The organism is Marinomonas sp. PE14-40 (assembly GCF_051623805.1).
Lineage (GTDB): Bacteria > Pseudomonadota > Gammaproteobacteria > Pseudomonadales > Marinomonadaceae > Marinomonas.
In genome coordinates, this window is the sequence record NZ_CP130700.1 from 1,877,296 (window position 1) to 1,902,755 (window position 25,460).

Here is a 25,460-nt window from a genome sequence, read left to right on the forward strand (position 1 = left end):
AATAAAAACATTTTTTGTGTTTTTTCCCGAAGAACTAGACAAATTCCTGCTTTTTAACGATAATTTCACGTCAATTATCAATCAAGAGAAAAGTGTATGGCGTCATTTTTAGTGCTAAATGGTCCTAACCTAAATTTGTTAGGCACCCGTGAACCAGAAATTTATGGTTCAACAACACTAGCTGATGTAGAAAAAACACTGACTCAACAAGCTCAAAATGCGGGGCACACATTGGATTTCATGCAATCCAATGCCGAGCACGACATCATTAATCGAATCCATGATGCTCGAGGCACAGTAGACTTTATTATTATCAACCCTGCTGCCTTTACCCATACTAGTGTCGCTATTCGTGACGCCATTTTAGCAATTGATACGCCCTTTATCGAAGTTCACCTTTCTAATGTTCATGCCCGAGAGCCATTTAGACACCACTCATACTTTAATGATGTCGCCAAAGCCGTCATTTGTGGTCTTGGCACTAAAGGTTATGAATATGCACTAGATTTCGCTATGACTTATTGCACTCAAGATAAGCATAGTTAGCGTTCGCGCTCATAATTAACACCAGAAGGCTTAGACTTTTTGGAAAAATAAACACAGACAGAAGAGATAAAACATGGACATTCGTAAAATCAAAAAATTGATCGAGCTATTGGAAGAATCCAATGTATACGAAATCGAAATTAAAGAAGGCGAAGAAGCAGTACGCATCAGTCGCGGCGGTGCAGCACCTGTCGCTTATGCAGCCCCTGCGCCAGTAGCAGCGCCTGCGGCAGCACCAGCTCCAGCAGCACCTGCAGCAATCGCACCAGCAGCAGCGCCTGAAGTATCAGGTCATGCAGTTAAATCTCCTATGGTTGGCACTCACTACAGATCTCCAGCGCCAGGCTCTAAAGTTTTCGTTGAAGTTGGCCAAAAAGTAAATGCTGGCGATACTATTTGTATCGTTGAAGCAATGAAAATGATGAACCAAATCGAAGCTGACAAATCAGGTACTATCGGTGCAATTCTTGTTGAAGACGGCGAAGCTGTTGAATTCGACCAACCGCTTGTAACTATCGTTTAATTACTTCAATAGGTCCTATCATGCTTGATAAAGTCTTGATTGCTAACCGTGGTGAAATTGCATTACGTATTTTACGTGCTTGTAAAGAACTCGGTATCAAAACAGTGGCTGTCCACTCTAAAATTGACAGTGATTTGCTGCACGTACGCTTGGCTGATGAGTCAATCTGTATTGGTCCAAACCCATCAGCAAAAAGCTACCTAAACATTCCTGCGATTATTAGTGCAGCTGAAGTAACAAACAGTACAGCAATCCACCCAGGATATGGCTTTTTAGCTGAAAATGCTGACTTTGCAGAGCAAGTTGAAAACTCTGGTTTTGCCTTCATCGGCCCGAAAGCTGAAACAATTCGCCTAATGGGTGACAAGGTATCTGCTATCGTTGCCATGCGTAAAGCGGGTGTTCCGACAGTACCTGGCTCTAATGGTCCAGTACCAACCGATGAACAAGAATGTAAGCGTATTGCACTCGAAATTGGCTACCCAATTATCGTTAAAGCAGCTGCCGGTGGTGGTGGTCGTGGTATGCGTGTTGTTCACGACGAAGCTAGCCTACTTAAGTCTATCAGCATCACTCAATCTGAAGCGGGTTCTTACTTTGGTGATAGCACGGTTTATATGGAGAAATTCCTAACAAACCCACGTCACGTTGAAGTACAAGTTCTTGCTGATGGCCAAGGTAATGCCGTTCATCTATATGATCGCGATTGCTCTTTACAACGTCGTCACCAAAAAGTATTGGAAGAAGCGCCAGCACCTCACCTTGATCCAGTTTCTCGTGCAGCTTGTTTACAAGCCTGTGTTGATGCTTGTATTGAGATTAACTATCGTGGTGCAGGTACATTTGAATTCTTGTATGAAGATGGCCGCTTCTACTTTATCGAAATGAACACACGTGTTCAGGTTGAGCACCCAGTTACCGAAATGGTAACAGGCGTTGATATCGTTAAAGAACAGCTTCGCATTGCAAGTGGCTTAACACTTTCAATCAAACAAGAAGACGTAGTACTGAACGGCCATGCGGTTGAATCTCGTATTAACGCGGAAGATTCAAAAACCTTCATGCCTAGCCCAGGTAAGATCAACTACTTCCATGCTCCTGGTGGCATGGGTGTCCGTGTTGATTCTCACATTTACAGTGGCTACTCTGTTCCGCCTACCTATGATTCCATGATAGGTAAAATCATCTGCCATGCAGACGATAGAACAACGGCACTTAAACGTTTATCTAATGCACTAGATGAAACCTTCATCGACGGCATCAAGACCAACATTGAACTGCAAAAAGAACTAGCAACAGATCCACACTTTATCGAAGGCGGTGTTAACATTCACTACCTTGAGAAGAAGTTAGGTCTATAAACTTTTACTACACTTCATTTTGAGTAAAGGTTAAGCTAAGAATACGGCTCGACTATCCTTGATAGTTCGAGCCGTAATCATGTTTATCAAGCAGCTTTATTTAAATAAAATCAATATACTCCCTCTTTCTGTTCTTTTATTATTTGATTAAACAGGAAGTTAACAGTAGTTTTTGACTCTACATAGCTTGATCAACAAAATCATTAGGTTAATTTTTCACCTAAAAAGCATAACAAACAGGAAAACATTATATGCCTTGGCTTCAAATCCGCGTTCAGAGCACGCCAGAACAAGTACCAGAACTAGAAGACCTTTTGCTCGGGTGTGGCGCTATGGTTGTTACATTTGAAGACGTCAACGATGACCCTGTTTATGAACCAGAATTAAATACCACACCGCTTTGGAACCACACCCGTGTCACAGGCTTATTTGAAGCGGATGCTGACATAGAACAAATTCGCCCTTTAATCGATGAAAAAGCGACCGAACTTAATGCAGATTTAGCCACTAAAATTGAGATTTTAGAGGATAAAGATTGGGAACGTGAATGGATGGATAGCTACCACCCTATTCAGTTTGGTGAACGTTTATGGGTATGCCCAAGCTGGCGTGAGATTCCTAATCCAGACGCCGTTAACCTTATGTTAGACCCTGGTTTAGCTTTTGGTACAGGCACACACCCAACAACAGCACTTTGCCTTGAATGGCTAGACAACCTAGATTGTCATAACAAAACCATCATAGATTATGGTTGTGGCTCAGGTATTTTAGGGATAGCTGGCTTGCTATTAGGGGCTAACAACATGGTCGGTATCGACATTGACCCTCAAGCAGTGCAAGCCACTCAAGACAATGCAGAACGCAACAAAATAGATGCTACCCGCATTGAAGTAAAACTACCGCCTTATGAAAGCGACCTGCAAGCTGAAATCGTAGTCGCTAACATTTTGGCAGGCCCTCTAGCTCAACTTGCTGACACTATTTCAGCACTAGTTGCTACTGGTGGCCAACTGGCTCTTTCAGGTATTTTATCAAACCAAGCGCAAGAAGTGATTGATGCCTACAGCCCTTGGTTTACAATTGAGTCAGTCGTTGAAAAAGAAGATTGGATCCGCATTGTCGCAACCAAAAATGCTTAACCGGACACTATTGCTTACCGTGCCCAGCATGGTAAGCAATATAAATGAAAGGCTTTTATTGACATAGTTTTTTGCTCTAACAAGCTCACTTTTATATTTTTAAGCAAAACTTTTTATTATTTTAATCAAGTAGACGAATTGCTTTATTATGCCAGATAGTATGATTACCCAATGCCCAAAATGCTCCACTGCTTTTCGAGTAAGTGCCGACGTACTTACTATGGCAAAAGGTAAAGTACGCTGCGGTCAATGCTTCCATATTTTCGAAGCACAGTCTCATGCAACACAAACACTGGACAATACAACATCAACAGCTAATAACACGTCACCTACTCATAAAACGCCAAACAAAAAAGTAGTCAAAGCAAAACCAAAAGAAGCAGCTCCCAAAGGCCATAGCCCAAATTTATTTACGGCAGCAGATGATGACGATATCGTTAATCCAGATTGGCTAAACACACTTATTTCAGACGATGACTTAGCAACACCTGAGAACAGTGAAAAAACATCAAATAAAGAAACTGATAAGCCTCGCAAAGTAAATGCTAAGGTATTAAAAGCAGAGAAAGAGCCAGCGCCTTGGGAACTTGAGCTAGCAGAACTTGAAGCCGCTCAAAATCAAGCTAAAACCAATACTTCTAAAACTAACAAATCTGTTAAACCAACATTAAGTATGAGTGATGATGACTTTTTCCTTGATGCTAAAACCCTAACTAGCCCGCAAAGTACAGCGTCCAACCTACAAACACCAAAGACAAAAGAAAGTTCAGCTAGACCCGCCGCAGAACCAGAATACATGCAAGCACTGCAAGAGCTAGCCCAGTCTGTCTCTCAACAAGAAGGCAATAATAGTGGTCAGAGCCTACAATTTAACCATGATGTATCCCATAACCTAGGGGAACTAATGGATGACCCGGAAGAAAACGGCGATACCAAACCTAAACATACATGGCGTTGGGCACTTGCTTGCTTTACTCTAATTATCTTAAGCGCGGTTCAATTAATTATTGTGAACTACGAAACGGGCAGTCGCTCTGCCTCATTTCGACCTATCTATAATATTGTGTGCTCTTATTATGGCTGCGTACTACCTATCTTTGAAGACGTCAAAGCTATCGATATCCAACATGTTAGAGTGCAGAGCCACCCAACTAAAGAAAATGCATTAGTAGTTAATGCGATCATGACAAATCATAGTGATTTTTCGCAGCCCATGCCTAAAATCGCCATGGAATTTTACGATTTAAATGGCAGCCCTGTAGCAGCACGCCTTTTTTCACAAAAAGACTTTCTCGATAAGGACTTTTTAGACATTACCTATATGCCTCCAAAAACACCTATTCACCTGGTTATTCCGATTGCCGACCCTGGTGCCTCAGCCGTTACCCATAAACTAAAAGTATACCGTTCAGAAACTCGCTCTTACTAAATGTGATAATTACTTTTATCAGTTTAAAGAGAAACGCCAAGTCAAATAACTTGAATAAATCTAGAATTTCAACCAAAACCAGCTGTTCGAAATTCAACCAAACCATCAAATAGCAACTTTTTATCGTTTCAATTAAATCAAGACTAAAATTCGCATCAGACTCAAGCTAATTGTTTTAATAGACTTTTTAAACTAATAATCGAAAAAAGCACAAAAAACAGTCAATTTTATGCATGTCAAGACTTCAAAAATACCCTTGGCATAGGTATTATTCACGCCCGCTCGACGCTGTAACTGATCTTTAACAATACCGTACCAGTAAACAGGAATATCATGGCTTTCGCTATCGGTCCTTATTCTATTTCATCACCTGTAATTCTCGCCCCTATGGCAGGCATTACGGACATCCCTTTTCGACGCCTTTGCCATCAGCAGGGTGCGGGTTTAGTGGTATCCGAAATGGTTACATCTGATGTTAGATTATGGAACACAAACAAAAGCCGTAATCGTCTTGTACATGATGCTGAAGTATCACCAAGGTCAGTTCAAATTGCTGGCGGAGATGCTGACATGATGGCACAAGCAGCTCGTCAAAACATTGAACTTGGCGCCCAAATTATTGACATCAATATGGGGTGCCCAGCTAAAAAAGTGTGTAATAAGGCAGCAGGTTCTGCTCTATTAAAAGACGAAGCTTTAGTCCGAGAAATACTGGAAGCGGTAGTAGAAAGTGTCGATACACCAGTCACGTTAAAAATTCGTACTGGCTGGAGTGAAGATCAAAAAAATGGTTTACGCATTGCTAGAATGGCAGAAGATATAGGCATCCAAGCCCTAGCAGTTCATGGCCGCACTCGAGCATGTAAATTTCAAGGTAACGCTGAATATGACACCATAGCAGAAATTAAACAGGCCCTCTCAATTCCTGTTTTTGCAAACGGTGACATTAATGATGCCCATAAAGCAAAATTTGTGAAAGATTATACCGGTGCTGATGGCATCATGATCGGACGCGCAGCTCAAGGTAGACCTTGGATATTTAGAGAAGTCGCACACTTTTTAGAGCACAACGAAGAACTTGCAGCGCCAACTTTGGATGAAGTAAAACAACTGGTACTTTCACACGTAGCAGCACTCCATCAATTTTATGGCGATTATTTAGGTGTTCGTATTGCGAGAAAGCATGTGGGTTGGTACCTACGTACTTTATCAGATCTGAGCACATTTCGAGCTGTTTTTAATCGTATTGATAATACGAGTGAACAGCTTGATGAATTAGAAGATTTTTTTGTCGGTCAATAGTCCTACAGAATTTGCACATAGTCGATAAAGCAAAAATAGCGTCACCCATTTTTGCTTTATTTGCTAGAAATTGGTTAGCTTTAAACTAAAAGGTTTTTCAGTGGTAGAACAAATTAACACTCAATCGTTTCAATCAACCTCTTCTGAACAGTCACATACACTTCGTGACAATGTCGATAGAGCGTTACAGAATTATTTTGCTCATCTTGATGGGCAACCCATTACTGACTTATATCAGTTAGTACTAGCAGAGGTGGAAGCACCTTTACTAGAGTCAGTGATGAGCTTCACGAAAGATAATCAGACTAAAGCGTCTGCTATCCTTGGCTTAAACCGAGGCACGCTGCGCAAAAAACTAAAGCAGTATGGCATGTTATAGTTTCCAAAAAAGGGCGTTTTCAACGCCCTTTTTTTGTTTTTCTACCCCGTTCTTTGGCTAAATAAATAATTGAGAAATCCACGATGGCAAATCAAAACCCAGTTACCCCGATTAAACGCGCTCTAATCAGTGTTTCCGACAAATCCGGTATTGTTGCTTTTGCTGAGCAACTCGTTGCCCAAGGTGTTGAAATTCTGTCTACTGGCGGTACTTTTAAACTTTTAACAGAGTCAAATGTTAAAGCAACTGAAGTATCTGATTACACAGGCTTCCCTGAAATGATGGACGGCCGCGTAAAAACCTTACACCCGAAGATTCATGGCGGCATTCTAGGTCGCCGTGATCTTGATAAAAACATCATGTCTGAGCATGGCATAGATGAAATCGATATGGTGATTGTGAACCTATATCCTTTTGAGGCGACTATTGAGCGTCCTGATTGCGACTTACCTATGGCAATAGAGAACATCGACATTGGTGGCCCAACCATGGTTCGCTCTGCTGCTAAAAACCATAAAGATGTGGCGATTGTAGTTAATCCGAATGATTATGAAGGCATTCTTGCTAGCCTGAAAGAAAATGGCGGCCTTAGCTACGAACAACGTTTTGACCTAGCAGTACAAGCATTTGAGCATACCTCTCATTATGATGGCGCTATTGCTAACTTCCTAGGCAAAAAAGTGCCTGGTGGCAGCGAAGACTTTGCTCGTACCTTTAACTTGCAATTCAACAAGCAAGAAGAAATGCGTTACGGCGAAAACCCTCATCAAAAAGCCGCTTTCTATGTTGAAGCTAACCCTCAAGAAGCCTCTATTAGCACAGCAAAACAAATTCAAGGTAAGGCTCTGTCATACAACAATATTGCTGATACTGACGCAGCACTTGAGTGCGTAAAAAGCTTCACCACACCTGCTTGCGTCATTGTTAAGCACGCGAATCCATGTGGCGTTGCTACTGCTGAAAATCAACTAGCAGCTTATGACAAAGCCTTTGCAACTGATCCAACCTCTGCCTTTGGTGGCATCATTGCTTTCAACCAAGAGCTGGGTGCAGAAACAGCAAAAGCCATTGTTGATCGCCAATTTGTTGAAGTTATCATTGCGCCTAGCGTAAGCGCTGAAGCCGCTGACATTGTTAGTGCAAAACAAAACGTTCGTCTTCTTAGCTGTGGTCAATGGCAAGCTGATAAGCCAGCAGCTCTTGATTACAAGCGTGTTAATGGTGGTTTATTAGTTCAAGGCCGCGATGATGGCAACATCACTTTGGCAGACCTTAAAGTTGTTTCTAAACGTCAACCAAGTGAAGCAGAACTAAATGATCTTCTATTTGCTTGGAAAGTCGCTAAATTTGTTAAATCCAATGCCATTGTTTACGCTAAAGCAGGCCAAACAATTGGTGTCGGCGCAGGTCAAATGAGCCGTGTTTATAGCGCTAAAATTGCAGGCATTAAAGCGGCTGACGAAAACCTTCAAGTTGAAGGTTCTGTGATGGCATCTGACGCCTTCTTCCCTTTCCGTGATGGTATTGATGCAGCGGCAGCAGCAGGCATTTCTGCAGTTATACAGCCTGGCGGCTCTATGCGTGATGAAGAAGTCATTGCTGCAGCTGATGAAGCTGGCATGGCAATGGTCTTTACTGGCATGCGTCATTTCCGTCACTAAGTCATACAAATATTAATTAACATTGTGATGACAGCTAGTATACAACACCAGCTGTCATCGCTAGGAGAAATCCCATGCAAGTATTAGTTATTGGTAATGGCGGTCGTGAGCATGCTCTAGCCTGGAAAGTCGCTGAAGCATCCGATATTAATAAAGTTTTCGTTGCCCCTGGTAACGCTGGCACCGCATTAGAAAATAAAGTTGAAAATGTTGAGATTGGTGTCACTGACACAGACGCTCTAGTTGCTTTCGCTCTAGAAAACAAAATTGACCTTACGATTGTTGGGCCAGAAGCACCGCTCGTTATCGGCGTCGTAGATGCTTTTGAAAAAGCAGGCTTGGCTATTTTTGGCCCTACCGCTGCAGCTGCTCAACTTGAAGGTTCAAAAGCCTTTACTAAAGACTTCTTAGCACGTCATAACATTCCAACAGCAGCTTATGGCAACTTTACTCAAATTGACGAAGCCGTTGCCTATATCAAGCAACAAGGCGCACCAATTGTTGTTAAAGCCGACGGCTTAGCAGCAGGTAAAGGTGTTATTTTAGCGCAAACTGAAGCCGAAGCGATCGCGGCGGTTGAAGACATGCTTCAAGGTAACAGTTTTGGTGATGCTGGTAGCCGTGTAGTAATAGAAGAATTTTTAATCGGTGAAGAAGCCAGTTTTATCTGCATGGTAGATGGCGAAATTGTTCTCCCTCTAGCATCAAGCCAAGATCATAAAGCCCGTGATAATGGCGACCTAGGCCCAAATACGGGTGGCATGGGTGCTTACTCTCCAGCCCCTGTCGTGACACCTGAAATTCATGATCGCATCATGAGCGAAGTCATTATGCCAACCGTTAAAGGCATGAATGCAGAAGGCAACCGTTACCGTGGTTTCTTATATGCAGGTGTAATGGTTGCTGCTGATGGCACACCAAAAACATTGGAATACAACTGCCGTTTTGGCGACCCTGAAACGCAACCTATCTTGATGCGTTTACGCTCTAACCTAACTGAACTCTGTTTAGCCGCTATCAATGGCAAGCTAGATCAAGTTTCAGCTGATTGGGACCCTAGAGCTAGCGTAGGTGTCGTACTTGCTGCAGGCGGCTACCCTGAAGCTTATGCGAAAGGTGACGCTATTTCAGGCCACGATGTGCAACTTCCTAGCCATCAAAAAATATTCCATGCAGGCACATGCCAACAAGATGGCAATGTTGTAACTAATGGTGGCCGAGTTCTATGTGCAGTCTCTCTAGGTGACACGGTTTCACAAGCCCAAGCAGCGGCTTATGATGTTGTCAATAAAGTAAGCTGGGACAAGGTTTACTTTAGAACAGACATTGCCCATAGAGCGATTAAGCGTGAGCAATCAAACTAAATTGAAAGTGATTAGTTTGAAAAAGTGATCCTAGCTTTATTAAGCATAAAAAAACCGTGATTTCAAAGTCACGGTTTTTTTATATCTTGGATTAATTAAACGCCACTACTTCTTAAGCTGCTCTGCTTTTTTATCTAACCAGCGTCTTAACAATCGGCCTAGTTCTAACAATATCAGGCCAAAAATGACTCCTCCCATCCAATCAAGCGCCAATAAAAAGCCCAACGTTGACAGCAAACCATACCCGTATAATAGATTTGTTCTTAGTGCTGGCTTTGTGGCGCGAGTAAACCAAGTAATCGCCAACAAGGCAAAACAAAAATATAAATAATACTCAAGCAAAATCGGATATAGCATTTAATCCCCTATCTAGTTAATAATATGGTTTTGACAACTCTTGTTCATGGACTAACACAGTGATCATTCGACTCTGCATTGTATTTCTTTTGTTTTTATCAAATCAGGCATTTGCACAATTTGAAGTTAGCTTGTTAGATAACCGTAACTCTCGTGTTGATATCGGCTTAGTGGGTGACTACCTTCATGACCCATCTGGCCAATTAAATCTCGCTCAATTAATGAATGAGAAATACAGTTCTCAATTTCTACCTATCAACAAAAGTTTTATGCAGTTTGGCCTTAATAAAGGCAACATTTGGATTCGAGCTAAACTTGCAATACACCTAACCGAGCAAAACAGCCTTGCACTTCAAGTCAAAGCACCTAGGCTGCAAATCCTTGATATTTATATGCCTCATTTAAGCATAGCCTTTCCCATTGCTGAACTAGGAGAGCTTCGCCCTTATAACAACAGACCTCTTAATCATCCACATTATTTGGTGCCATTTCCTACCCGAAACCCACCCATTACCAATGTGTATATTAAGCTAGCTTCTAGCACGCCTATTAATGCCCAAATTGATATTTTACCACTCAATGATATCGCCAGTGACTTTCAAGTAGAGTCATTAATCACAGGAATATTGATCGGTATTATCGTCTTACTGATGGCTGCAAATATTTTATTCTTTTCCTTTTCCCGTAACCCTATGTACTTATTCTATAGCATGTTACTGGCAGGAATGATTATCTTACATCTCTCTTTACATGGCTACCTGATCCAGCTTTTCCCCAATAGTATTGGCATTCAAATCCGTAGTTATAACTTTGCCGCACTCTTTTCGGCGATGGCACTGGTTTTCTTCTCACGCTACTATCTCGATAGTAAGAACACCTTGCCCAAAATCGATAAGTTCTTAGTTGCGCTAGGCGTCACAAACGGTGCTCTTGCCTTACTCTATAGCTTGGCTCCAGATAAGTTTAGTATCTTCTTATTATCAACAGCAACGGTATCAACAGTCACCAGCTTAACCATTTTGAGCATTATCGCCAGTTTCAAACACATTCCATACTCAGGCTACTATTTAGCGGCTCGTTTATTACTCTTTATTGGCCACAGTTTTTGGATATTAACCATGTATGGCATTCTTGCCAGCCCAACCTTCTTTATTTGGGGCCTTATGGTAACCGTCATATTAGAAGGGCTAATCCACTTTGTTGCCATGCTACTTAAACTAAATTCACTCAATGGTAGCCGAATTGAAAAAAGCAATTTTCATGACTCTCAGCTGTTCGACTTTGTTAACGATTTAGCCTCAAGAATGCGCCGCCAGACTAATATTATTAGCGGTGCCTTTAATGAAAAGGACAAACTACACACTGACTTATCTGCTGACAATCAAGATACGGCCCTGCTTGCAAATCGCAATTTAGAAAATATGCTTGAGAGATTGGATAACCTTGGTCAGATGAATGGCAACCTTAAAGATACTTCAAGTGACTTTGCTGACATTGATACCCTGATTGATGAAACGCTTAATTTGTTTCATGAAATAGATCAGGATGGTGTGTTAGTGGAAATTAACACAGCCAACACTCAATCTTATGAGCAAATTGACCAAGGTAAAAAAATTCAGCACTTGCTCCTAACACTACTATTAGAGCTAAAACATTATGGTGATAAGGCATTAACTATCACTCTAAAAAAGCTGGATGATAATAGGGACAATCTAAGCCATTTAGATATCAGCATTTCTCCTCTACCAAGGCGCTTTACCCAGCTACAAGACCATTTACTTAACTTAGGCCTAGGTTATGTGGAGTATTTACTGAGTAGTATGCATGGAAAAATGAGTATCTCTGGCGATAAACAACAAAGACGCCTAAACATACATTTTCCAGCCAGATACCGTATTCAAAGCCGCTTACCCGATAATGATCTTATTTACGCTTGCCAACTGTTTATCATGGGCAACGACTCAATTGCTTGTCAAAAGCTATTAAGCCTATTACAGTCTTGGCCAATTAATATCATACAAATCAAGAACATTAGCGAGCTTACATCACTGCAGCCCGCTCAAGCGGATAAGAAAATCATTAACTTGGTTGTGCTATTTGAACACGATGGTTATATCCCTCAACTTGTTGTACGCCAAATAAAACCATTACTGAGATTAGAAGATCAGTGTCTACTGGTAAGCGACAATGTTAAAATGCCTAAAGACTTTGCTCTTACTCTAGGTTTTGATGAGCTAATACATACACTTGAACTGCCACAGCAGCTTAAACACACCATTACCCGACTCACGGCAAAAGGTTTGCGCTTACAAAAAGCAACCCTGCTCTAAGTCAAGATGAGCCAGCTTAAAGCTTGCTTCAATGAACCGAGTCACAGACTATTACGGAGTTAATATGGATTGCTTATTTTGTTCCATCAGCACAGGAAAGATTCCTGCTACCGTGCTATATGAAGATGATGATGTCATTGCATTTGAAGATATCATGCCTGCAGCCCCTGTACATTTTTTGGTTATTCCAAAAAAACACATCAGCACATTAAATGATCTGACAGAAGAAGATATTCCACTCATGGGAAAAATGCACTTTGTTGCTAAAACCATTGCCAAAGCTAAAGGCGTTAGTGAATCTGGCTTTAGAACCGTGATGAACTGCAATCAAGATGGTGGCCAAACTGTTTACCATATTCATATGCACGTACTTGCTGAACGTAAACTAAATTGGCCTCCAGGTTAGCGTTAAGCACACACCCTTCCTTTACTTATGAAAGGGAAGCAACACAGAAAAGTTTTACCAGAGTTTTTTTATGATGTCTTTTATTGATAACAGCATTTTGAATCTTGACCGAGCATTGCGCACCCTTGTACCCAATTCAGCGAAAGCCAATCGCCCTTCTCCTGCCAACAAGGCGGTTGAAACACCTATGGATGAAAAAGACAAGCGTCATAGCATTGGCTTAATGCGTATTAATCATACTGGTGAAGTCTGTGCTCAAGCGCTTTATTCTGGCCAAGCCCTAACAGCAAAGCTCTCCAGTGTTAGAGAGGAAATGGATGAAGCTGCAGCGGAAGAAATTGACCATCTAGTTTGGTGTGAGCAAAGGTTACACGAACTTGGCAGCCATACGAGTGTTCTTAATCCTTTATTCTTCGGTGCCTCTTTTGCGATTGGTGCTGGTGCAGGTTTAATCAGCGACCGCTTGAGTCTCGGTTTTGTTGCCGCAACGGAAGAGCAAGTTTGTCTTCATATAGATCAACACCTAGAGTCTCTGCCACTCGAAGACGAAAAGAGTAAAGCGATACTTAATCAAATGCGTATAGATGAAGCCAAACATCAAATTGCAGCTTTAGAATCTGGAGGAGTGGTTTTCCCTGAAGCCGTTATGAAAACTATGACTTTGATTTCCAAAGTAATGACAAAATCTACTTATAGAGTTTAATTATGAACCGAGATATTAGTGCTATCCGACGTGATTACCAATTCAAAGACTTGTTAGAAGATGAGTCTAACCTTGACCCTATGGCGTTTTTTGACACTTGGCTAAAGGATGCCATAGATGCGTGCCCTAATGATCCAACAGCTATGGTATTTAGCTCTGTGGACCAAACTGGTGCACCCCATTCTCGTATTGTGCTCCTTAAGCAAAGAGATGAGCAAGGCTTCTCCTTCTTTACCAACTATGACAGTGACAAGGGCCAAGATCTTGCCAATAACAACAAAGCCTGCATGAACTTTTTCTGGTCTGAGCTCAGCCGTCAAGTTCGTATTGAAGGTGAAATAGTAAAAGTGTCTCGTAAAGCCTCTGAAGACTATTTTGCCACACGACCTCAAGGCAGCAAGTTAGCTGCATCGGTATCACCTCAAAGCCACACAATAGAAAGAGATGAGCTACATAAACGCTTTCATGATTTAGAGCAGAAAACACAAGAAGACACAGTCCCTTGCCCTGAAAATTGGGGGGGCTATATTTTAAAAGCCAATTTCATTGAGTTCTGGCAAGGCAGACCTAGCCGCCTGCATGATCGACTGTGTTATACACTCGATTCAAATGGACACTGGGTAAGGTCTCGCAAAGCACCTTAATCTCAGACTGCAATACTCAATACTTTAATTCGTATTGAGTATTGGCTTCATTCTTGGTGTTCTCAGCCATCAAAGCTTATATCACAAATCCTATCCGGCTCTATTTTCACCCCCTACCATTGCGTATAATAAATCTAAAGATTCTGTGATTAAGTTAAGGAACTTGCGATTAAGTCACCTCTTCTCAGTCTTTTCAGAAAAAGTATTAATCAAGGCGTCACTTTGATGTAATGTAGGTACCTTTCAAGAAGGGACAACGCAGAGTGTTACTTTTTCTGAAAGACCGAGTAGGTATTATTTAAAGACCCGAAGGGCGCGGTCTAAAAGCACTATCTTTATGTTAAGTGCCTTATTAATAGAATGACTATTAAGTTGTGGCTCTTGCCATAAATCTAGGCGCTTTTATCCACACGCTGAGGCGGGAGGACTTATTCGCAGGTTCCTTAAACGTTTACCAAGGTAAGATATGAAGTCTCAAGCACATAAATGGATATCATGGACTGGTTATAACAAACACATCAACACGCAACGTAGCTCAAGTTTAGATATATATCGTGGACTTGCTGTTTTACTCATGATTATCTTTCATTTATGTTGGGACTTACGTGAGTTTGACTATATAGACTATTCACTAAGAGACCCTTTTTGGGTGGGTTTTCGTAGCGTCATTATCACTCTTTTTATGACAGCTGTTGGTTGGTCAACCTATATTAGCTGTCGCAATGGTTACCAATGGCCAAGTATTTTCAAACGCCAGTTTAAGCTTTTCCTTGCCGCTAGCGGTATCTCATTAATGACCTATCTGACCGTGCCCCAAAATTGGATTTTCTTTGGCATTCTGCACTTTATCTTTTTAGCCAGCTGGTTGGTGCTTCCTGTGGCGCGAAATCCCTGGTTAAGCCTAGCCATTGGCATAGGCCTTCTAGCAGCCTACTTTGGCATAGATAGTGTTAAAAGCTTTAGCTTACACACTTATCTAACAGGTGAATTTGGCTTCCCTCAGCGCACCTTAGACATAGTCAACTTATTCCCTTGGATTGGTGTCGTATTTCTTGGCCCGATAATGGGGCACTTTAAACTTCATAAAATGCGTCTTCCTAGTGCGTTAAACAGTAAACTGCTTACCTTTTTAGGCAGACACGCCTTACCTATTTACCTTTGCCACCAACTTGTACTCTATAGTTTAGTTGCCTTATTTAGCCAATTAGCTCTGTTGATATTTTAACCAAAAAACAACTAGTTGAATATTTTTAAATCAGTCATGAATTGGCTCAAAAAAATTTAAAATTTAATTTAAAAGAGTTGCAATAAGCAGTTAACGAAGAGTTAAGGCGGCTCAAGTAAGTAACCACTTATTAGTTAAGCAAGACCTAAAATCAAGCCTTTTTCAAGGCTTGATTTTCACCTCAATGCACACTATCGTCTGCATCAACAAATCAAATTAATTACTATATCTAGTGCCTCATTTAGGATTAAGACACTAGATACAGTATTTCAAATCAAATCAGCATTTATCTTAGGCATGGGCATGACCACACTGACAGTCACTAAGCGTAACGGCGAAACAGAGTCGATTAATCTAGAAAAAATACACAAAGTTGTAACATGGGCCGCAGAAGGTCTAGACAACGTTTCTGTTTCTCAAGTTGAACTAAAAGCACAGATTCAATTCTTCGAAGGGATCAAAACCACAGACATTCACGAAACACTGATAAAGTCTGCTGCTGATTTAATCTCTGAAGATACGCCTGACTACCAATACATGGCAGCACGCCTTGCTATCTTCCACTTACGTAAAAAAGCATTCGGTGAATTCGAGCCACCACATCTACATGCTCATGTTCAAAACTTGGTTGAGCAACAACGCTATGATGCCGATATTTTAACAGCCTATACAGCAGAAGAATTCGATCAATTAAACAGCTTCCTAGATCACGGCCGTGATATGAACTTCTCTTACGCTGCAGTTAAACAGCTTGAAGGCAAGTATCTGGTTCAAAACCGTGTAACAGGCGATATTTACGAAAGCCCACAGTTCATCTACCTGTTAGTTGCTGCTTGTTTATTTGCCAATTACGACACATGTGTTCGCCTTGATTATATCCGCCGTTTTTACGATGCTGTATCAAACTTCAAAATTTCATTGCCTACGCCGATTATGGCTGGCATACGAACACCGACTCGTCAGTTCAGTTCTTGTGTCCTAATCGAATGTGGCGACTCTCTTGACTCTATCAATGCGACATCTAGTGCGATTGTTAAGTATGTGAGTCAGCGAGCTGGTATTGGCGTGAATGCAGGAGCAATTCGTGCTCTAGGTAGTGCTATTCGTGGTGGCGAAGCTTTCCACACAGGCTGTATCCCTTTCTACAAACACTTCCAGACAGCGGTTAAGAGTTGTTCTCAGGGCGGTGTACGTGGTGGTGCTGCGACCGTTTTCTACCCTATTTGGCACCTTGAAGTTGAAAGCCTACTGGTATTGAAAAATAACCGTGGTGTTGAAGAGAACCGTGTTCGTCACCTTGATTATGGTGTTCAATTTAACCGCCTTATGTACCAGCGCCTTATCTCAGGTGGCAACATTACGTTGTTTAGCCCATCTGATGTGCCTGGCCTTTATGACGCATTCTTCGCAGACCAAGAAAAATTCGAGCGTTTATACGTACAATACGAAGCTGACGACAGCATTCGTAAGCAAACAATAAAAGCCTCTGAACTATTCACTTTATTTGCATCTGAACGTGCAAGTACAGGCCGTATTTATCTGCAAAACGTCGACCACTGTAATACTCACAGCCCTTTCGATCCTGCTGTAGCGCCAGTGAAACAAAGTAACCTATGCCTTGAGATTGCTTTACCGACTAAACCTTTAGAGCATATTTATGACGACAAAGGCGAAATCGCACTTTGTACTCTATCTGCTTTTAACCTAGGTTCTCTTGAGAGCTTAGATGAGCTAGAAGAGTTATCTGATCTTATTGTACGCGCACTAGACTCTTTGCTAGATTATCAGAACTACCCTGTGCCAGCGGCTCAAAGAGCAACAGATTTGCGTAGAACCTTAGGTGTGGGCGTGATCAACTATGCTTACTACCTTGCGAAGAACGGCGTTCGCTATTCTGATGGTAGTGCTAACGAGTTAACTCACAAAACATTTGAAGCGATTCAGTACAACCTACTCAAAGCGTCTAACAATCTGTCAAAAGAACGTGGCGCATGTGAAGCCTTCAACGAGACCACATACTCTAAAGGCATTTTACCAATCGATAGCTATAAGAAAGAAGTCGATAAAGTTTGCTCTCCTGAGTTGTACTATGACTGGGAAACACTGCGTAAAGACATTGTTGAACACGGTCTACGTAACTCAACACTAACAGCACTTATGCCATCTGAAACCTCTTCTCAGATCCATAATGCAACGAATGGCATTGAGCCACCACGTGGTTATGTTTCTGTTAAAGCAAGTAAAGATGGCATCCTTAAACAAGTAGTACCAGAGTTTGAGCGACTAAAAGATGAGTATGAGCTGTTATGGTCTATTCCGTCTAATGATGGTTACTTACAGCTTGTTGGTATCATGCAGAAGTTTGTTGACCAGGCAATTTCAGCCAATACAAATTATGATCCAGCTAAATTTGAGTCTTCAAAAGTACCAATGAAAACACTACTGAAAGACCTTCTGACAGCTTATAAACTGGGTATTAAAACACTTTATTACCATAACACTCGTGATGGTGCAGACGATCAACAAGATGACTTAGAAGATGATTGCGCTGGCGGTGCGTGTAAAATATAGGTTAAGAAAGATTAACGTATAAATACATGATAGCGAGTCAAATTTAGACATATCATCATTCGAATTCGCAGCACAAAAGACACCTTGTGCTGCGTTTTTATGTGATAATTAACACATGTTAAACTTGTGTTTACTCAGCCATATCTGCAAACCGATTAAAGGACACCTTATTTAAATGAGCTACTCTACTTTCAACCGCAAACGCTTTGATAGTATGAAAGAACCTATGTTCTTTGGTGAAAATGTTAACGTCGCACGTTACGACCAACAAAAGCACCCTATTTTTGAGAAGCTCATTGAAAAGCAATTGTCTTTCTTTTGGCGCCCTGAAGAAGTGGATCTATCCTCTGATAGAAAAGACTTCCAACGCCTTGAAGCTCATGAACAACATATTTTTCTAAGCAACCTGAAATACCAAACACTACTAGACAGTGTTCAAGGTCGCTCTCCTAACGTTGCCCTACTACCTATCGTTTCCATTCCCGAACTTGAAACTTGGATTGAAACCTGGTCTTTTAGTGAAACAATTCATAGCCGCTCTTATACCCATATCATTCGAAACATAGTAAATGAGCCAGGTGTTGTATTTGATGACATTACAGAAAATACAGAGATTACCAAGCGCGCTGAAAGTGTTTCAAAATGGTATGACGATTTAATCCTATTAGTCGGTTTATATAACACCCTAGGCCCAGGTATTCACAATGTTCCAGGTAAAGGTGACGTTAATGTTAACTTGAAAGCGCTTAAAAAAGCCCTTTACCTAACCATGGTGTCAGTCAACGTACTTGAAGCTATTCGTTTCTACGTGAGTTTTGCTTGTAGTTTTGCCTTTGCAGAACGCACCTTAATGGAAGGTAATGCCAAAATCATCAAACTGATTGCCCGTGACGAAGCCCTACACTTAACAGGGACTCAGCACATACTCAACTTGATGGCATCAGGTAAAGATGACCCAGAAATGGAAGGAATTGCCAAAGAATGTGAAGATGAAGCCTACCAAATCTTCTTTGAAGCGGCAGAGCAAGAGAAAGAATGGGCAAGCTACCTTTTCAAAGATGGCTCTATGATCGGCTTGAATGCACAAATCCTTGGCCAATATGTTGAGTACATCACCAACATACGCATGCAAGCTATTGGTTTACTACCTACATTTGAAACTAAACATAACCCTATCCCTTGGATTAATGCTTGGTTGGTAAGTGACAATGTACAAGTTGCACCTCAAGAAGCAGAAATCAGCTCTTACTTAGTCGGCCAAATTGATAACGACTTAGATGAATCTGATTTTGATGATTTCGACTTGTAACAAGGAAGACAATTTCAATGACAGTGATTTCTAACAACCAAGACCTGCTACACAGGGTGCTTTTGGGTAAAAAAGAAATTATTGTGACTGAGGATGAACCCTTACTTGTTCAGCTTGAACGCGCTGGTATTCTAGTTGAATACCAGTGTCGTGAAGGCTACTGCAGCTCATGCTCACTTAAGCTCCTACGGGGCAATGTAACCTATTTAGAAGAACCACTGGCTTGGGTTCAAAGCGGTTATCTACTCGCCTGCTGCGCCATCGTCAAAAGCGATATCGAAATTGCTTTTTTTAGCAATGACTAGCCACTAATCCCGCTTCCTTTTATTTTTTTAGCAAACCTACCTAAATTTCTGATATTTTCTTAATCTAAGTTACTCTGATCTAACTTTTACAACTATTATTGATTATGCAGCTCGTAATCTATGAATTAGCCCTGTTAATATTTAACAGCATAGATTTGGGCAGGCTAGAACCTGCTAAGTTCACCTTCAAAAGGATATAGAATGGCTTCATTACCTGGCACGCTTAATGATTTAATGATGGCTCAGCAACCTATTTTTGATAAAAAAAATAAGTTGTTTGGTTATGAATTATTGTTTCGTAATAATGATGAAACTATGGCGAATGTTATTGATGGAGAGGATGCGACCAGCCAAGTACTAGTGAACTTATGTATTGGTATTACCGAGTTAGAAACGCAAATGCGTACCCCGTATTTTGTTAATATCACTCGTGATTTATTAATGTCAGATGCCTTTTTTCCCATTGACCCAACCCTAGTCTATATCGAGATCCTTGAAGATCAAAAAATCACCCCCACTTTCATCGAGTCAGTTGCCAGTTGGCATAAAGCAGGTTATCGATTCGTACTTGATGATTATAACTTTGATCCAAGTTACGCAGGTCTCTTCCCTTATATAAAAATGGTCAAAATTGATGTGTTACACACAGATCCTTATAAACATCACGAACAGATTCAAGCACTCAAGGACCAAAAACTTATTCTAGTGGCAGAAAAAGTTGAAGATCAAAAAATGTACGATGAATGCAAGGAACTAGGGTTTGATCTGTTCCAAGGCTACTACTTACAAAAACCTTCTATTGTGAAAGGCCGTCGCATTAACTCAAGTATGAGTAACGCATTAGAACTGGTGAGCGAGCTATCTAATGAAAACATCACGGTTGAGAAAGTGACCAAGCTAGTTAGTAAAGATCCTAGATTGTCCTATCAGTTATTACGCATCTTAAATAGCCCCATTTGTGGCTTGCAACGTAAAGTCACTAACTTGAAAGAAGCCGTTGTTTTCTTAGGCCTAAAACAAATCAAAAAATGGGCTTTACTCATTACGATTACTGCAAACTCAAAACACTCAAACGAAATTTTTCGCTTTTTATTAATTCGCGCTAAATGCTGTGAAGCCCTCGCAGTACAAGAAAAATCAACCAGTCCTGATTCTGATTTTATGGCAGGTATTATGTCAGGTATCGATTTAGTGCTTCAGGTGGAAAAAAAGATAGTGTTTGAACAGATTAATCTGGATGACGAAATACTCGAAGCGATTAAACATTATCGCGGCGATATTGGCACACGTTTGCGTAAAGCCTGCGCCTTAGAAAAACAAGACTGGAACTATATTGCGGTTCTTCCCTCTGTTGAAAGAATCGCGTTAAGCCGCTCCTATGGTGAAGCCAGTCTTTGGGCCAATGACACCCTAAAGTATGTCTGATATCCCATCAGCGTACTTTAGGTAAATCATGCCAATTAGTCGTATAAGCAGGGGATAAATACTCTCGCTTCATTTGCCAAACAGGGGCGGTTCCCTGTGCTGCAAAATACACATGCCCTATGCCTTTTTGATTGATTTTATCCAACACCTGCATAAGCTCTTTAGATTTTTTTTGAGGCCGTGAGGAAGTAAATAACTCACTCTGTCTGTGCTCTGCATCATAAAGATCTAATAGCACAACACCCGCCTTAGCGTAATAAAACCCTTCTCGCCACAGTTTATCTAAACTGGCTTCCACAATACCAATGAGGTCTCTCGTATCATCACTAGGACAAGCAAGTTCGGCTACTAATGAATTCGCATATTGCGCCTCGTTCGGACTATAAGCACTGGTTCGAATAAACACACTGACCAGCTTGGCTGTTCGCTTTTGCTCCCTTAACCTTTCTGCTGCTCGCGTCACATATTTACAAAGAGCCTCACGCATCTGATCTTTCTCGGTAATTCTATGGGAAAAAGAACGGCTGCAAATTACTTGCTGCTTAACGGGTGGAATATGTTCAAGGTCAATGCAAGCAACCCCATTTAGCTCTCTTACCGTACGTTCAAGCACAACAGAAAACTGCTCACGTATCATATTGATATCTGCTCGTGCTAAATCTAACGCGGTATGTATTCCCAATTGATACAACTTTTTAGATAAACGCCTACCTACTCCCCAAACTTCGACCACATCAATTAAAGCTAACAGACGTGTTTGCCGCTCTGACGACATCAGATTCACCACCCCACCTGTTGCGCGATATTGCTTCGCTGCATGATTAGCCAACTTAGCGAGTGTTTTAGAAGGCGCTATACCAATGCAGACAGGAATACCAGTATAAGTATCCACTTTACGCTTAAGGTCCAAAGAGAAATCTAACAAGTCTGTACAGGCATCAATACCAGATAAGTCCAAAAAGGCTTCATCGATAGAATAGATTTCAATGGCAGGCGCAGCTTCCTCTAGCAAAGTCATCACGCGATTCGACATATCTGCATATAAGGCATAATTAGAGGAAAAGCAGGTAATGCCATAACGTTTAATATCGTCCGCCAACTTAAAGACAGGCCCACCCATTTTGATTCCTAGAGCTTTAACTTCTTGAGAGCGTGCAACAACACAACCATCATTATTCGACAAGACGACAACGGGCTTATGCTTTAAGTCAGGTCGAAACAGTTTTTCACAACTGGCATAAAAGTTATTACAATCTACCAGAGCAAATACCTTGCTCATTCTTGTCTCTGAATATTACGAACAACGCTAATCACAACACCAAAGATGGCCAATTCAGACTCTTCTGTAATAGCGATTGCAGAATAGGCTTTGTTTTTTGGCCTTAAAGCCACGTTAGGCTTGAGCACAAGCTCTTTCACCGTCATCTCCCCATGAACACAAGCTATAACAAAATCCCCATGGCGAGCCGTTAAGGAGCGATCTATCACAAGTACATCTTGATTATAAATCCCTACCTCAGACATAGAGTCTCCCTGCACTCGTACAAAGAAGGTAGATTGTGGGTGTTTAATACAAAGTTCATTCAAATCTAGTTTACGCTCGACAAAGTCTTGCGCGGGTGATGGAAATCCAGCTGAAACAGATTCCATATAAAGAGGGATTTGGATGCTATTCGCATCAATAAAAGCACGGGATTCTGATGTACCTAAATAAGAAACTCGCATATCAACTCCAAAAAAACTGTATATACATACAGTATAGTTTAAAGTTTTTTCGAGCAATAGCCCTAATTACCGACTAATTTAAAATCCCGCTAGCGCAGCTGCCCAAAAAACATGCTCTAATAAGCAGTCCAAACATACGAGAACAATATAAAGGAGTACTTATGTTTGCCATGGAAGTGGATCAAGATATTAAACTAGGACTAGTTGATCCAAGCTTTTCAGAAGCTTATTCAGCACTCGCTAAAGCGAATTATGACTATTTAAAACAATGGCTTGCTTGGCCTATCTTTTGCCAATCTGCGGATGATTTTAAAGGATTCGCCCAAAAGTCATTACATGACTATGCCGATGGTAAGAGCCTAACCTGTGGTATTTTTTATCAAGAAGAGTTAGTTGGTAACATCAGTTTCAATAGCATTGATCATAAACTTAAAAAAGCCGAGATAGGTTATTGGTTAAGTGCAAATTATCAAGGTAAGGGGATTATCACTCGTGCATGCCAGCACCTGATTCAATACGCTTTTACAGAGCTTGATATACAGAAAATACAAATCAGTGCAGCAAAAGATAACCTTGCCAGTCGCGCGGTGTGTGAGCGTCTAAATATGACGTTAGAAGGCACTATTACCCATGCAGAAAAAGTCGGTGATCGTATTTTAGATCATGCTGTTTATGGTTTGTATAAAACCAGTTAAAACCAATCTAGGTGATACTAAAAGGTATCATCTATTTCTCACTTAAGAAAAAATAACCCTTATTTTTCAGCAAACTAGACCAAAAAGTACCTAAGCAACCTATTTGTGCCTACTGCTTTTCTTATGTTATTTAACGATACAATAAGAGTATCAGAAATTCATAGGAACAAATCCCATGCTTAATATGCAGTTTCAGCAACGCCTTGTCATAGAAAGCCAAAAGCAAGATTGGCAAGCAAGCCCTAGTCCTTTGGTACATAGAAAACCATTAGAAAGAGAAGCCAAAGAATCTGGCCATACCACCAGCTTGGTAAAATATCAGGCCCAAGCCAGTTTTGCTCAACACCCTCACCCTCAGGGGGAAGAGATCTTTGTCTTAGAAGGTGTGTTTAGTGATGAACACGGTGATTATCCTGCAGGATCTTATTTACGTCACCCAGCCAACTCTGTACATACCCCTCATAGTGAGAACGGCTGTACCTTATTTGTAAAACTCAATCAATTTCAGCAAGGTGACAATGCAAAGGTAAATATCAATACTCAAGAACAAACATGGCTTGCAGGTATTGGAGGATTAGAAGTCATGCCCCTGCATGAATTTGGAGGCGAGCATACGGCCCTAGTTAAGTGGCCTACTGGAGAGCGTTTTCAGCCTCATAGACATTTTGGTGGTGAAGAGATTTTAGTACTTGAAGGTGAGTTTCGAGATGAGCATGGCGCTTACCCAAAACACACTTGGTTACGCAGTCCTCATATGAGTGAACATACCCCTTATGTAGAGGAAGAGACCATCATTCTAGTGAAAACAGGCCATCTCCCTCTCATCTAGAGAGCCTAAAAATACGCCACACACTTAAAAGAACAGGCGAAGAAGAGGTGACTTAATCACAGCGTCCCTAGCACTAATTAAGTTGAATCAGCTCATTAGGCCAGATTCAGCTTAATTAAAGTTGTGCTGTATTGCAGTATACAAGCCCCTAGAAAAATCCTCACAATGACATAATTCCATCCTGTCATTTGGCTTGCTAAACGCTGAATAGTCAGGGTTAAAACCGAGTTTTGTAAAAAACGAGGAAACTTCTCTAACTCAATTAAAGGCATCAGAATAAGCAAGGTACTGATACCTGATACAAGCGACATTTGCCCCCAAAAGTAATCAATATTACGAGTCGCAAACCAAAGTACGTTCCAAAGCGCCACAAAGGCAATCAAACGATAACACTGGGGTAAAAACTTATTTAAAAAGCCCGGTATATGGTTGGCATAGCCTCCTTGTTTAAAGCTTGCAATCAAAGCTAGTATCATACAAATGTCAGTTAAGATGCCCATGTTTTTCCTATGATTTACGTAAAGAAGTGGTCTTAATTAGACCCTTTATCATTTGTTTTTAGCGCCAAATAAGAAGCATAAATTCGAGTGCCTGTGGTAAGCCAGCAGAGAGAGGCAAACAGCCAAGCAGCGCTCGTAAAGTAAGCAGGCATTAAACAGATAAAAATAAAGAGACCAATGGTTTCAGCTCCTTCGGTAAGTCCACCTAAATAAAACAAAGACTTCTTACCATAATCTAACTGCTTAATTTGACGCTTTTCTGCCATGATGGCAAAAGCTAAGAAGCTGCTACCTGTTCCCATAAAACTAAAAATTAGAAAGGCTGCAGGTAATGCGTTTGTTTCAGGGTTTGCCAAAGCAAAACCAAAAATCACTGCTGAATAAAAAATAAAATCTAAAGTAATATCAAGATAACCACCCAAATCAGTTGGCTGTGTTTGACGGGCAATTGCGCCATCAAGCCCATCACAAAGACGATTAATAATGATAAATAAAAGTGCTAACCCATAAGCCTCAAAAGCCAAACTTGGAATTACCATCATGCCAATGATAAAGCCAAAAACGGTGACCTTGTTGGCGCTAATTTGCTGCTTTACTAAGTAAGCGGCCGAGGCATCAAGTGGCCACTTAAGCAGCTTAATAAAATGTCTATCTAACATAGTTTCCCATTTACTTTGATCGAGTATTACTGCTATTTAAGAAATACTCATCAATTCATCTCATAGCCTCATT

At 41.0% G+C, this 25,460-nt stretch carries 25 protein-coding genes; 20 read left to right on the forward strand and 5 right to left on the reverse strand.

Features of this window, described 5'->3' with window-relative positions; all coding sequences use genetic code 11:
• Positions 1-96: 96 nt before the first annotated feature.
• The 9 genes from aroQ to purD all read left to right on the forward strand — a co-directional run bounded on the left by aroQ (position 97) and on the right by purD (position 9,704).
• Positions 97-546, forward strand: coding sequence for a type II 3-dehydroquinate dehydratase (aroQ, locus tag Q0A08_RS08585; RefSeq protein WP_438466314.1), 450 nt, complete (start codon positions 97-99; stop codon positions 544-546).
• A gap of 73 nt (positions 547-619) precedes the next feature.
• Positions 620-1,069 carry an acetyl-CoA carboxylase biotin carboxyl carrier protein gene (gene accB / locus Q0A08_RS08590; protein ID WP_438466316.1) on the forward strand — a complete coding sequence of 150 codons (450 nt, stop codon included), beginning with the start codon at positions 620-622 and terminating at the stop codon, positions 1,067-1,069.
• 20 nt (positions 1,070-1,089) lie between these two features.
• Positions 1,090-2,430: an acetyl-CoA carboxylase biotin carboxylase subunit gene (gene accC, locus Q0A08_RS08595; RefSeq protein ID WP_438466318.1), complete on the forward strand. Its 1,341-nt coding sequence runs from the start codon at positions 1,090-1,092 to the stop codon at positions 2,428-2,430.
• A gap of 251 nt (positions 2,431-2,681) precedes the next feature.
• Positions 2,682-3,569 (forward strand): 50S ribosomal protein L11 methyltransferase, encoded by an 888-nt coding sequence (gene prmA, locus Q0A08_RS08600; RefSeq protein ID WP_438466320.1) that lies wholly within the window; start codon positions 2,682-2,684, stop codon positions 3,567-3,569.
• Positions 3,570-3,717: 148 nt separating this feature from the next.
• A complete protein-coding gene (locus Q0A08_RS08605; RefSeq protein ID WP_438466321.1) occupies positions 3,718-4,998 on the forward strand; it encodes a zinc-ribbon and DUF3426 domain-containing protein in 1,281 nt (426 codons plus the stop codon).
• 333 nt (positions 4,999-5,331) lie between these two features.
• Positions 5,332-6,300, forward strand: coding sequence for a tRNA dihydrouridine synthase DusB (gene dusB / locus Q0A08_RS08610; RefSeq protein ID WP_438466322.1), 969 nt, complete (start codon positions 5,332-5,334; stop codon positions 6,298-6,300).
• A gap of 100 nt (positions 6,301-6,400) precedes the next feature.
• Positions 6,401-6,679, forward strand: coding sequence for a DNA-binding transcriptional regulator Fis (fis, locus tag Q0A08_RS08615; protein ID WP_046016774.1), 279 nt, complete (start codon positions 6,401-6,403; stop codon positions 6,677-6,679).
• 83 nt (positions 6,680-6,762) lie between these two features.
• Positions 6,763-8,340 (forward strand): bifunctional phosphoribosylaminoimidazolecarboxamide formyltransferase/IMP cyclohydrolase, encoded by a 1,578-nt coding sequence (gene purH / locus Q0A08_RS08620; RefSeq protein WP_438466325.1) that lies wholly within the window; start codon positions 6,763-6,765, stop codon positions 8,338-8,340.
• Positions 8,341-8,414: 74 nt separating this feature from the next.
• Complete coding sequence (purD, locus tag Q0A08_RS08625; RefSeq protein ID WP_438466327.1) at positions 8,415-9,704, forward strand: phosphoribosylamine--glycine ligase; 1,290 nt, start codon at positions 8,415-8,417, stop codon at positions 9,702-9,704.
• 105 nt (positions 9,705-9,809) lie between these two features.
• On the opposite strand, the gene Q0A08_RS08630 is transcribed toward purD, so the two are convergent.
• Positions 9,810-10,061 carry a hypothetical protein gene (locus Q0A08_RS08630; RefSeq protein ID WP_438466328.1) on the reverse strand — a complete coding sequence of 84 codons (252 nt, stop codon included), beginning with the start codon at positions 10,059-10,061 and terminating at the stop codon, positions 9,810-9,812.
• Positions 10,062-10,120: 59 nt separating this feature from the next.
• Between Q0A08_RS08630 and Q0A08_RS08635 the strand changes: the two genes are divergently transcribed.
• The 9 genes from Q0A08_RS08635 (at position 10,121) to Q0A08_RS08675 (ending at position 20,979) form a co-directional block, all read left to right on the forward strand.
• Positions 10,121-12,391 carry a 7TMR-DISM family protein gene (locus Q0A08_RS08635; RefSeq protein WP_438466330.1) on the forward strand — a complete coding sequence of 757 codons (2,271 nt, stop codon included), beginning with the start codon at positions 10,121-10,123 and terminating at the stop codon, positions 12,389-12,391.
• A 64-nt stretch (positions 12,392-12,455) separates the two neighbouring features.
• Positions 12,456-12,797, forward strand: a complete 342-nt coding sequence (locus Q0A08_RS08640; protein WP_438466332.1) for a histidine triad nucleotide-binding protein — start codon at positions 12,456-12,458, stop codon at positions 12,795-12,797.
• A gap of 70 nt (positions 12,798-12,867) precedes the next feature.
• On the forward strand, positions 12,868-13,500 hold the full coding sequence (gene coq7, locus Q0A08_RS08645; RefSeq protein WP_438466334.1) for a 2-polyprenyl-3-methyl-6-methoxy-1,4-benzoquinone monooxygenase: 633 nt from the start codon (positions 12,868-12,870) through the stop codon (positions 13,498-13,500).
• 2 nt (positions 13,501-13,502) lie between these two features.
• Entirely contained in the window at positions 13,503-14,144 is a 642-nt protein-coding gene (gene pdxH / locus Q0A08_RS08650) for a pyridoxamine 5'-phosphate oxidase (RefSeq protein ID WP_438466336.1), read from the forward strand.
• Positions 14,145-14,610: 466 nt separating this feature from the next.
• A complete protein-coding gene (locus Q0A08_RS08655) occupies positions 14,611-15,369 on the forward strand; it encodes a heparan-alpha-glucosaminide N-acetyltransferase (RefSeq protein ID WP_438466338.1) in 759 nt (252 codons plus the stop codon).
• 303 nt (positions 15,370-15,672) lie between these two features.
• Positions 15,673-17,940 (forward strand): class 1a ribonucleoside-diphosphate reductase subunit alpha, encoded by a 2,268-nt coding sequence (gene nrdA / locus Q0A08_RS08660; RefSeq protein ID WP_438466340.1) that lies wholly within the window; start codon positions 15,673-15,675, stop codon positions 17,938-17,940.
• A 175-nt stretch (positions 17,941-18,115) separates the two neighbouring features.
• The gene (gene nrdB / locus Q0A08_RS08665; RefSeq protein WP_438466342.1) at positions 18,116-19,249 is read left to right on the forward strand and encodes a class Ia ribonucleoside-diphosphate reductase subunit beta; all 1,134 of its coding nucleotides are present in this window, start codon (positions 18,116-18,118) and stop codon (positions 19,247-19,249) included.
• A gap of 17 nt (positions 19,250-19,266) precedes the next feature.
• A complete protein-coding gene (gene yfaE / locus Q0A08_RS08670) occupies positions 19,267-19,554 on the forward strand; it encodes a class I ribonucleotide reductase maintenance protein YfaE (protein WP_438466344.1) in 288 nt (95 codons plus the stop codon).
• Positions 19,555-19,755: 201 nt separating this feature from the next.
• The gene (locus Q0A08_RS08675) at positions 19,756-20,979 is read left to right on the forward strand and encodes an EAL and HDOD domain-containing protein (RefSeq protein WP_438466346.1); all 1,224 of its coding nucleotides are present in this window, start codon (positions 19,756-19,758) and stop codon (positions 20,977-20,979) included.
• Positions 20,980-20,986: 7 nt separating this feature from the next.
• Here Q0A08_RS08675 and umuC read toward each other — a convergent pair whose 3' ends face one another.
• On the reverse strand, positions 20,987-22,258 hold the full coding sequence (gene umuC / locus Q0A08_RS08680) for a translesion error-prone DNA polymerase V subunit UmuC (protein WP_438466348.1): 1,272 nt from the start codon (positions 22,256-22,258) through the stop codon (positions 20,987-20,989).
• Positions 22,255-22,704 carry a translesion error-prone DNA polymerase V autoproteolytic subunit gene (gene umuD / locus Q0A08_RS08685; RefSeq protein ID WP_438466350.1) on the reverse strand — a complete coding sequence of 150 codons (450 nt, stop codon included), beginning with the start codon at positions 22,702-22,704 and terminating at the stop codon, positions 22,255-22,257. The genes umuC and umuD overlap by 4 nt, the downstream gene beginning before the upstream one ends.
• Positions 22,705-22,865: 161 nt before the next feature.
• Here umuD and Q0A08_RS08690 point away from each other — a divergent pair, with 161 nt between their 5' ends.
• Positions 22,866-23,399 carry a GNAT family N-acetyltransferase gene (locus Q0A08_RS08690; RefSeq protein ID WP_438466352.1) on the forward strand — a complete coding sequence of 178 codons (534 nt, stop codon included), beginning with the start codon at positions 22,866-22,868 and terminating at the stop codon, positions 23,397-23,399.
• Between the two features lie 175 nt (positions 23,400-23,574).
• Entirely contained in the window at positions 23,575-24,228 is a 654-nt protein-coding gene (locus Q0A08_RS08695; RefSeq protein WP_438466354.1) for a cupin domain-containing protein, read from the forward strand.
• 95 nt (positions 24,229-24,323) lie between these two features.
• Here Q0A08_RS08695 and Q0A08_RS08700 read toward each other — a convergent pair whose 3' ends face one another.
• Both Q0A08_RS08700 and Q0A08_RS08705 read right to left on the reverse strand, forming a co-directional pair.
• The gene (locus tag Q0A08_RS08700; RefSeq protein ID WP_438466356.1) at positions 24,324-24,728 is read right to left on the reverse strand and encodes a hypothetical protein; all 405 of its coding nucleotides are present in this window, start codon (positions 24,726-24,728) and stop codon (positions 24,324-24,326) included.
• 32 nt (positions 24,729-24,760) lie between these two features.
• Positions 24,761-25,387 (reverse strand): CDP-alcohol phosphatidyltransferase family protein, encoded by a 627-nt coding sequence (locus Q0A08_RS08705; RefSeq protein WP_438466358.1) that lies wholly within the window; start codon positions 25,385-25,387, stop codon positions 24,761-24,763.
• Between the last annotated feature and the right edge of the window lie 73 nt (positions 25,388-25,460).

Coding starts and splice junctions, on each gene's coding strand:
- pdxH (WP_438466336.1), top strand. CDS start 13,503: ATGAACCGAGATATTAGTGCTATCCGACGTGATTACCAATTCAAAGAC.
- umuD (WP_438466350.1), bottom strand. CDS start 22,704: ATGCGAGTTTCTTATTTAGGTACATCAGAATCCCGTGCTTTTATTGAT.
- prmA (WP_438466320.1), top strand. CDS start 2,682: ATGCCTTGGCTTCAAATCCGCGTTCAGAGCACGCCAGAACAAGTACCA.
- Q0A08_RS08605 (WP_438466321.1), top strand. CDS start 3,718: ATGCCAGATAGTATGATTACCCAATGCCCAAAATGCTCCACTGCTTTT.
- accC (WP_438466318.1), top strand. CDS start 1,090: ATGCTTGATAAAGTCTTGATTGCTAACCGTGGTGAAATTGCATTACGT.
- Q0A08_RS08700 (WP_438466356.1), bottom strand. CDS start 24,728: ATGGGCATCTTAACTGACATTTGTATGATACTAGCTTTGATTGCAAGC.
- Q0A08_RS08640 (WP_438466332.1), top strand. CDS start 12,456: ATGGATTGCTTATTTTGTTCCATCAGCACAGGAAAGATTCCTGCTACC.
- coq7 (WP_438466334.1), top strand. CDS start 12,868: ATGATGTCTTTTATTGATAACAGCATTTTGAATCTTGACCGAGCATTG.
- purH (WP_438466325.1), top strand. CDS start 6,763: ATGGCAAATCAAAACCCAGTTACCCCGATTAAACGCGCTCTAATCAGT.
- accB (WP_438466316.1), top strand. CDS start 620: ATGGACATTCGTAAAATCAAAAAATTGATCGAGCTATTGGAAGAATCC.
- nrdA (WP_438466340.1), top strand. CDS start 15,673: ATGACCACACTGACAGTCACTAAGCGTAACGGCGAAACAGAGTCGATT.
- yfaE (WP_438466344.1), top strand. CDS start 19,267: ATGACAGTGATTTCTAACAACCAAGACCTGCTACACAGGGTGCTTTTG.
- Q0A08_RS08690 (WP_438466352.1), top strand. CDS start 22,866: ATGTTTGCCATGGAAGTGGATCAAGATATTAAACTAGGACTAGTTGAT.
- dusB (WP_438466322.1), top strand. CDS start 5,332: ATGGCTTTCGCTATCGGTCCTTATTCTATTTCATCACCTGTAATTCTC.
- purD (WP_438466327.1), top strand. CDS start 8,415: ATGCAAGTATTAGTTATTGGTAATGGCGGTCGTGAGCATGCTCTAGCC.
- Q0A08_RS08695 (WP_438466354.1), top strand. CDS start 23,575: ATGCTTAATATGCAGTTTCAGCAACGCCTTGTCATAGAAAGCCAAAAG.
- Q0A08_RS08630 (WP_438466328.1), bottom strand. CDS start 10,061: ATGCTATATCCGATTTTGCTTGAGTATTATTTATATTTTTGTTTTGCC.
- Q0A08_RS08655 (WP_438466338.1), top strand. CDS start 14,611: ATGAAGTCTCAAGCACATAAATGGATATCATGGACTGGTTATAACAAA.
- nrdB (WP_438466342.1), top strand. CDS start 18,116: ATGAGCTACTCTACTTTCAACCGCAAACGCTTTGATAGTATGAAAGAA.
- Q0A08_RS08705 (WP_438466358.1), bottom strand. CDS start 25,387: ATGTTAGATAGACATTTTATTAAGCTGCTTAAGTGGCCACTTGATGCC.
- Q0A08_RS08675 (WP_438466346.1), top strand. CDS start 19,756: ATGGCTTCATTACCTGGCACGCTTAATGATTTAATGATGGCTCAGCAA.
- aroQ (WP_438466314.1), top strand. CDS start 97: ATGGCGTCATTTTTAGTGCTAAATGGTCCTAACCTAAATTTGTTAGGC.
- umuC (WP_438466348.1), bottom strand. CDS start 22,258: ATGAGCAAGGTATTTGCTCTGGTAGATTGTAATAACTTTTATGCCAGT.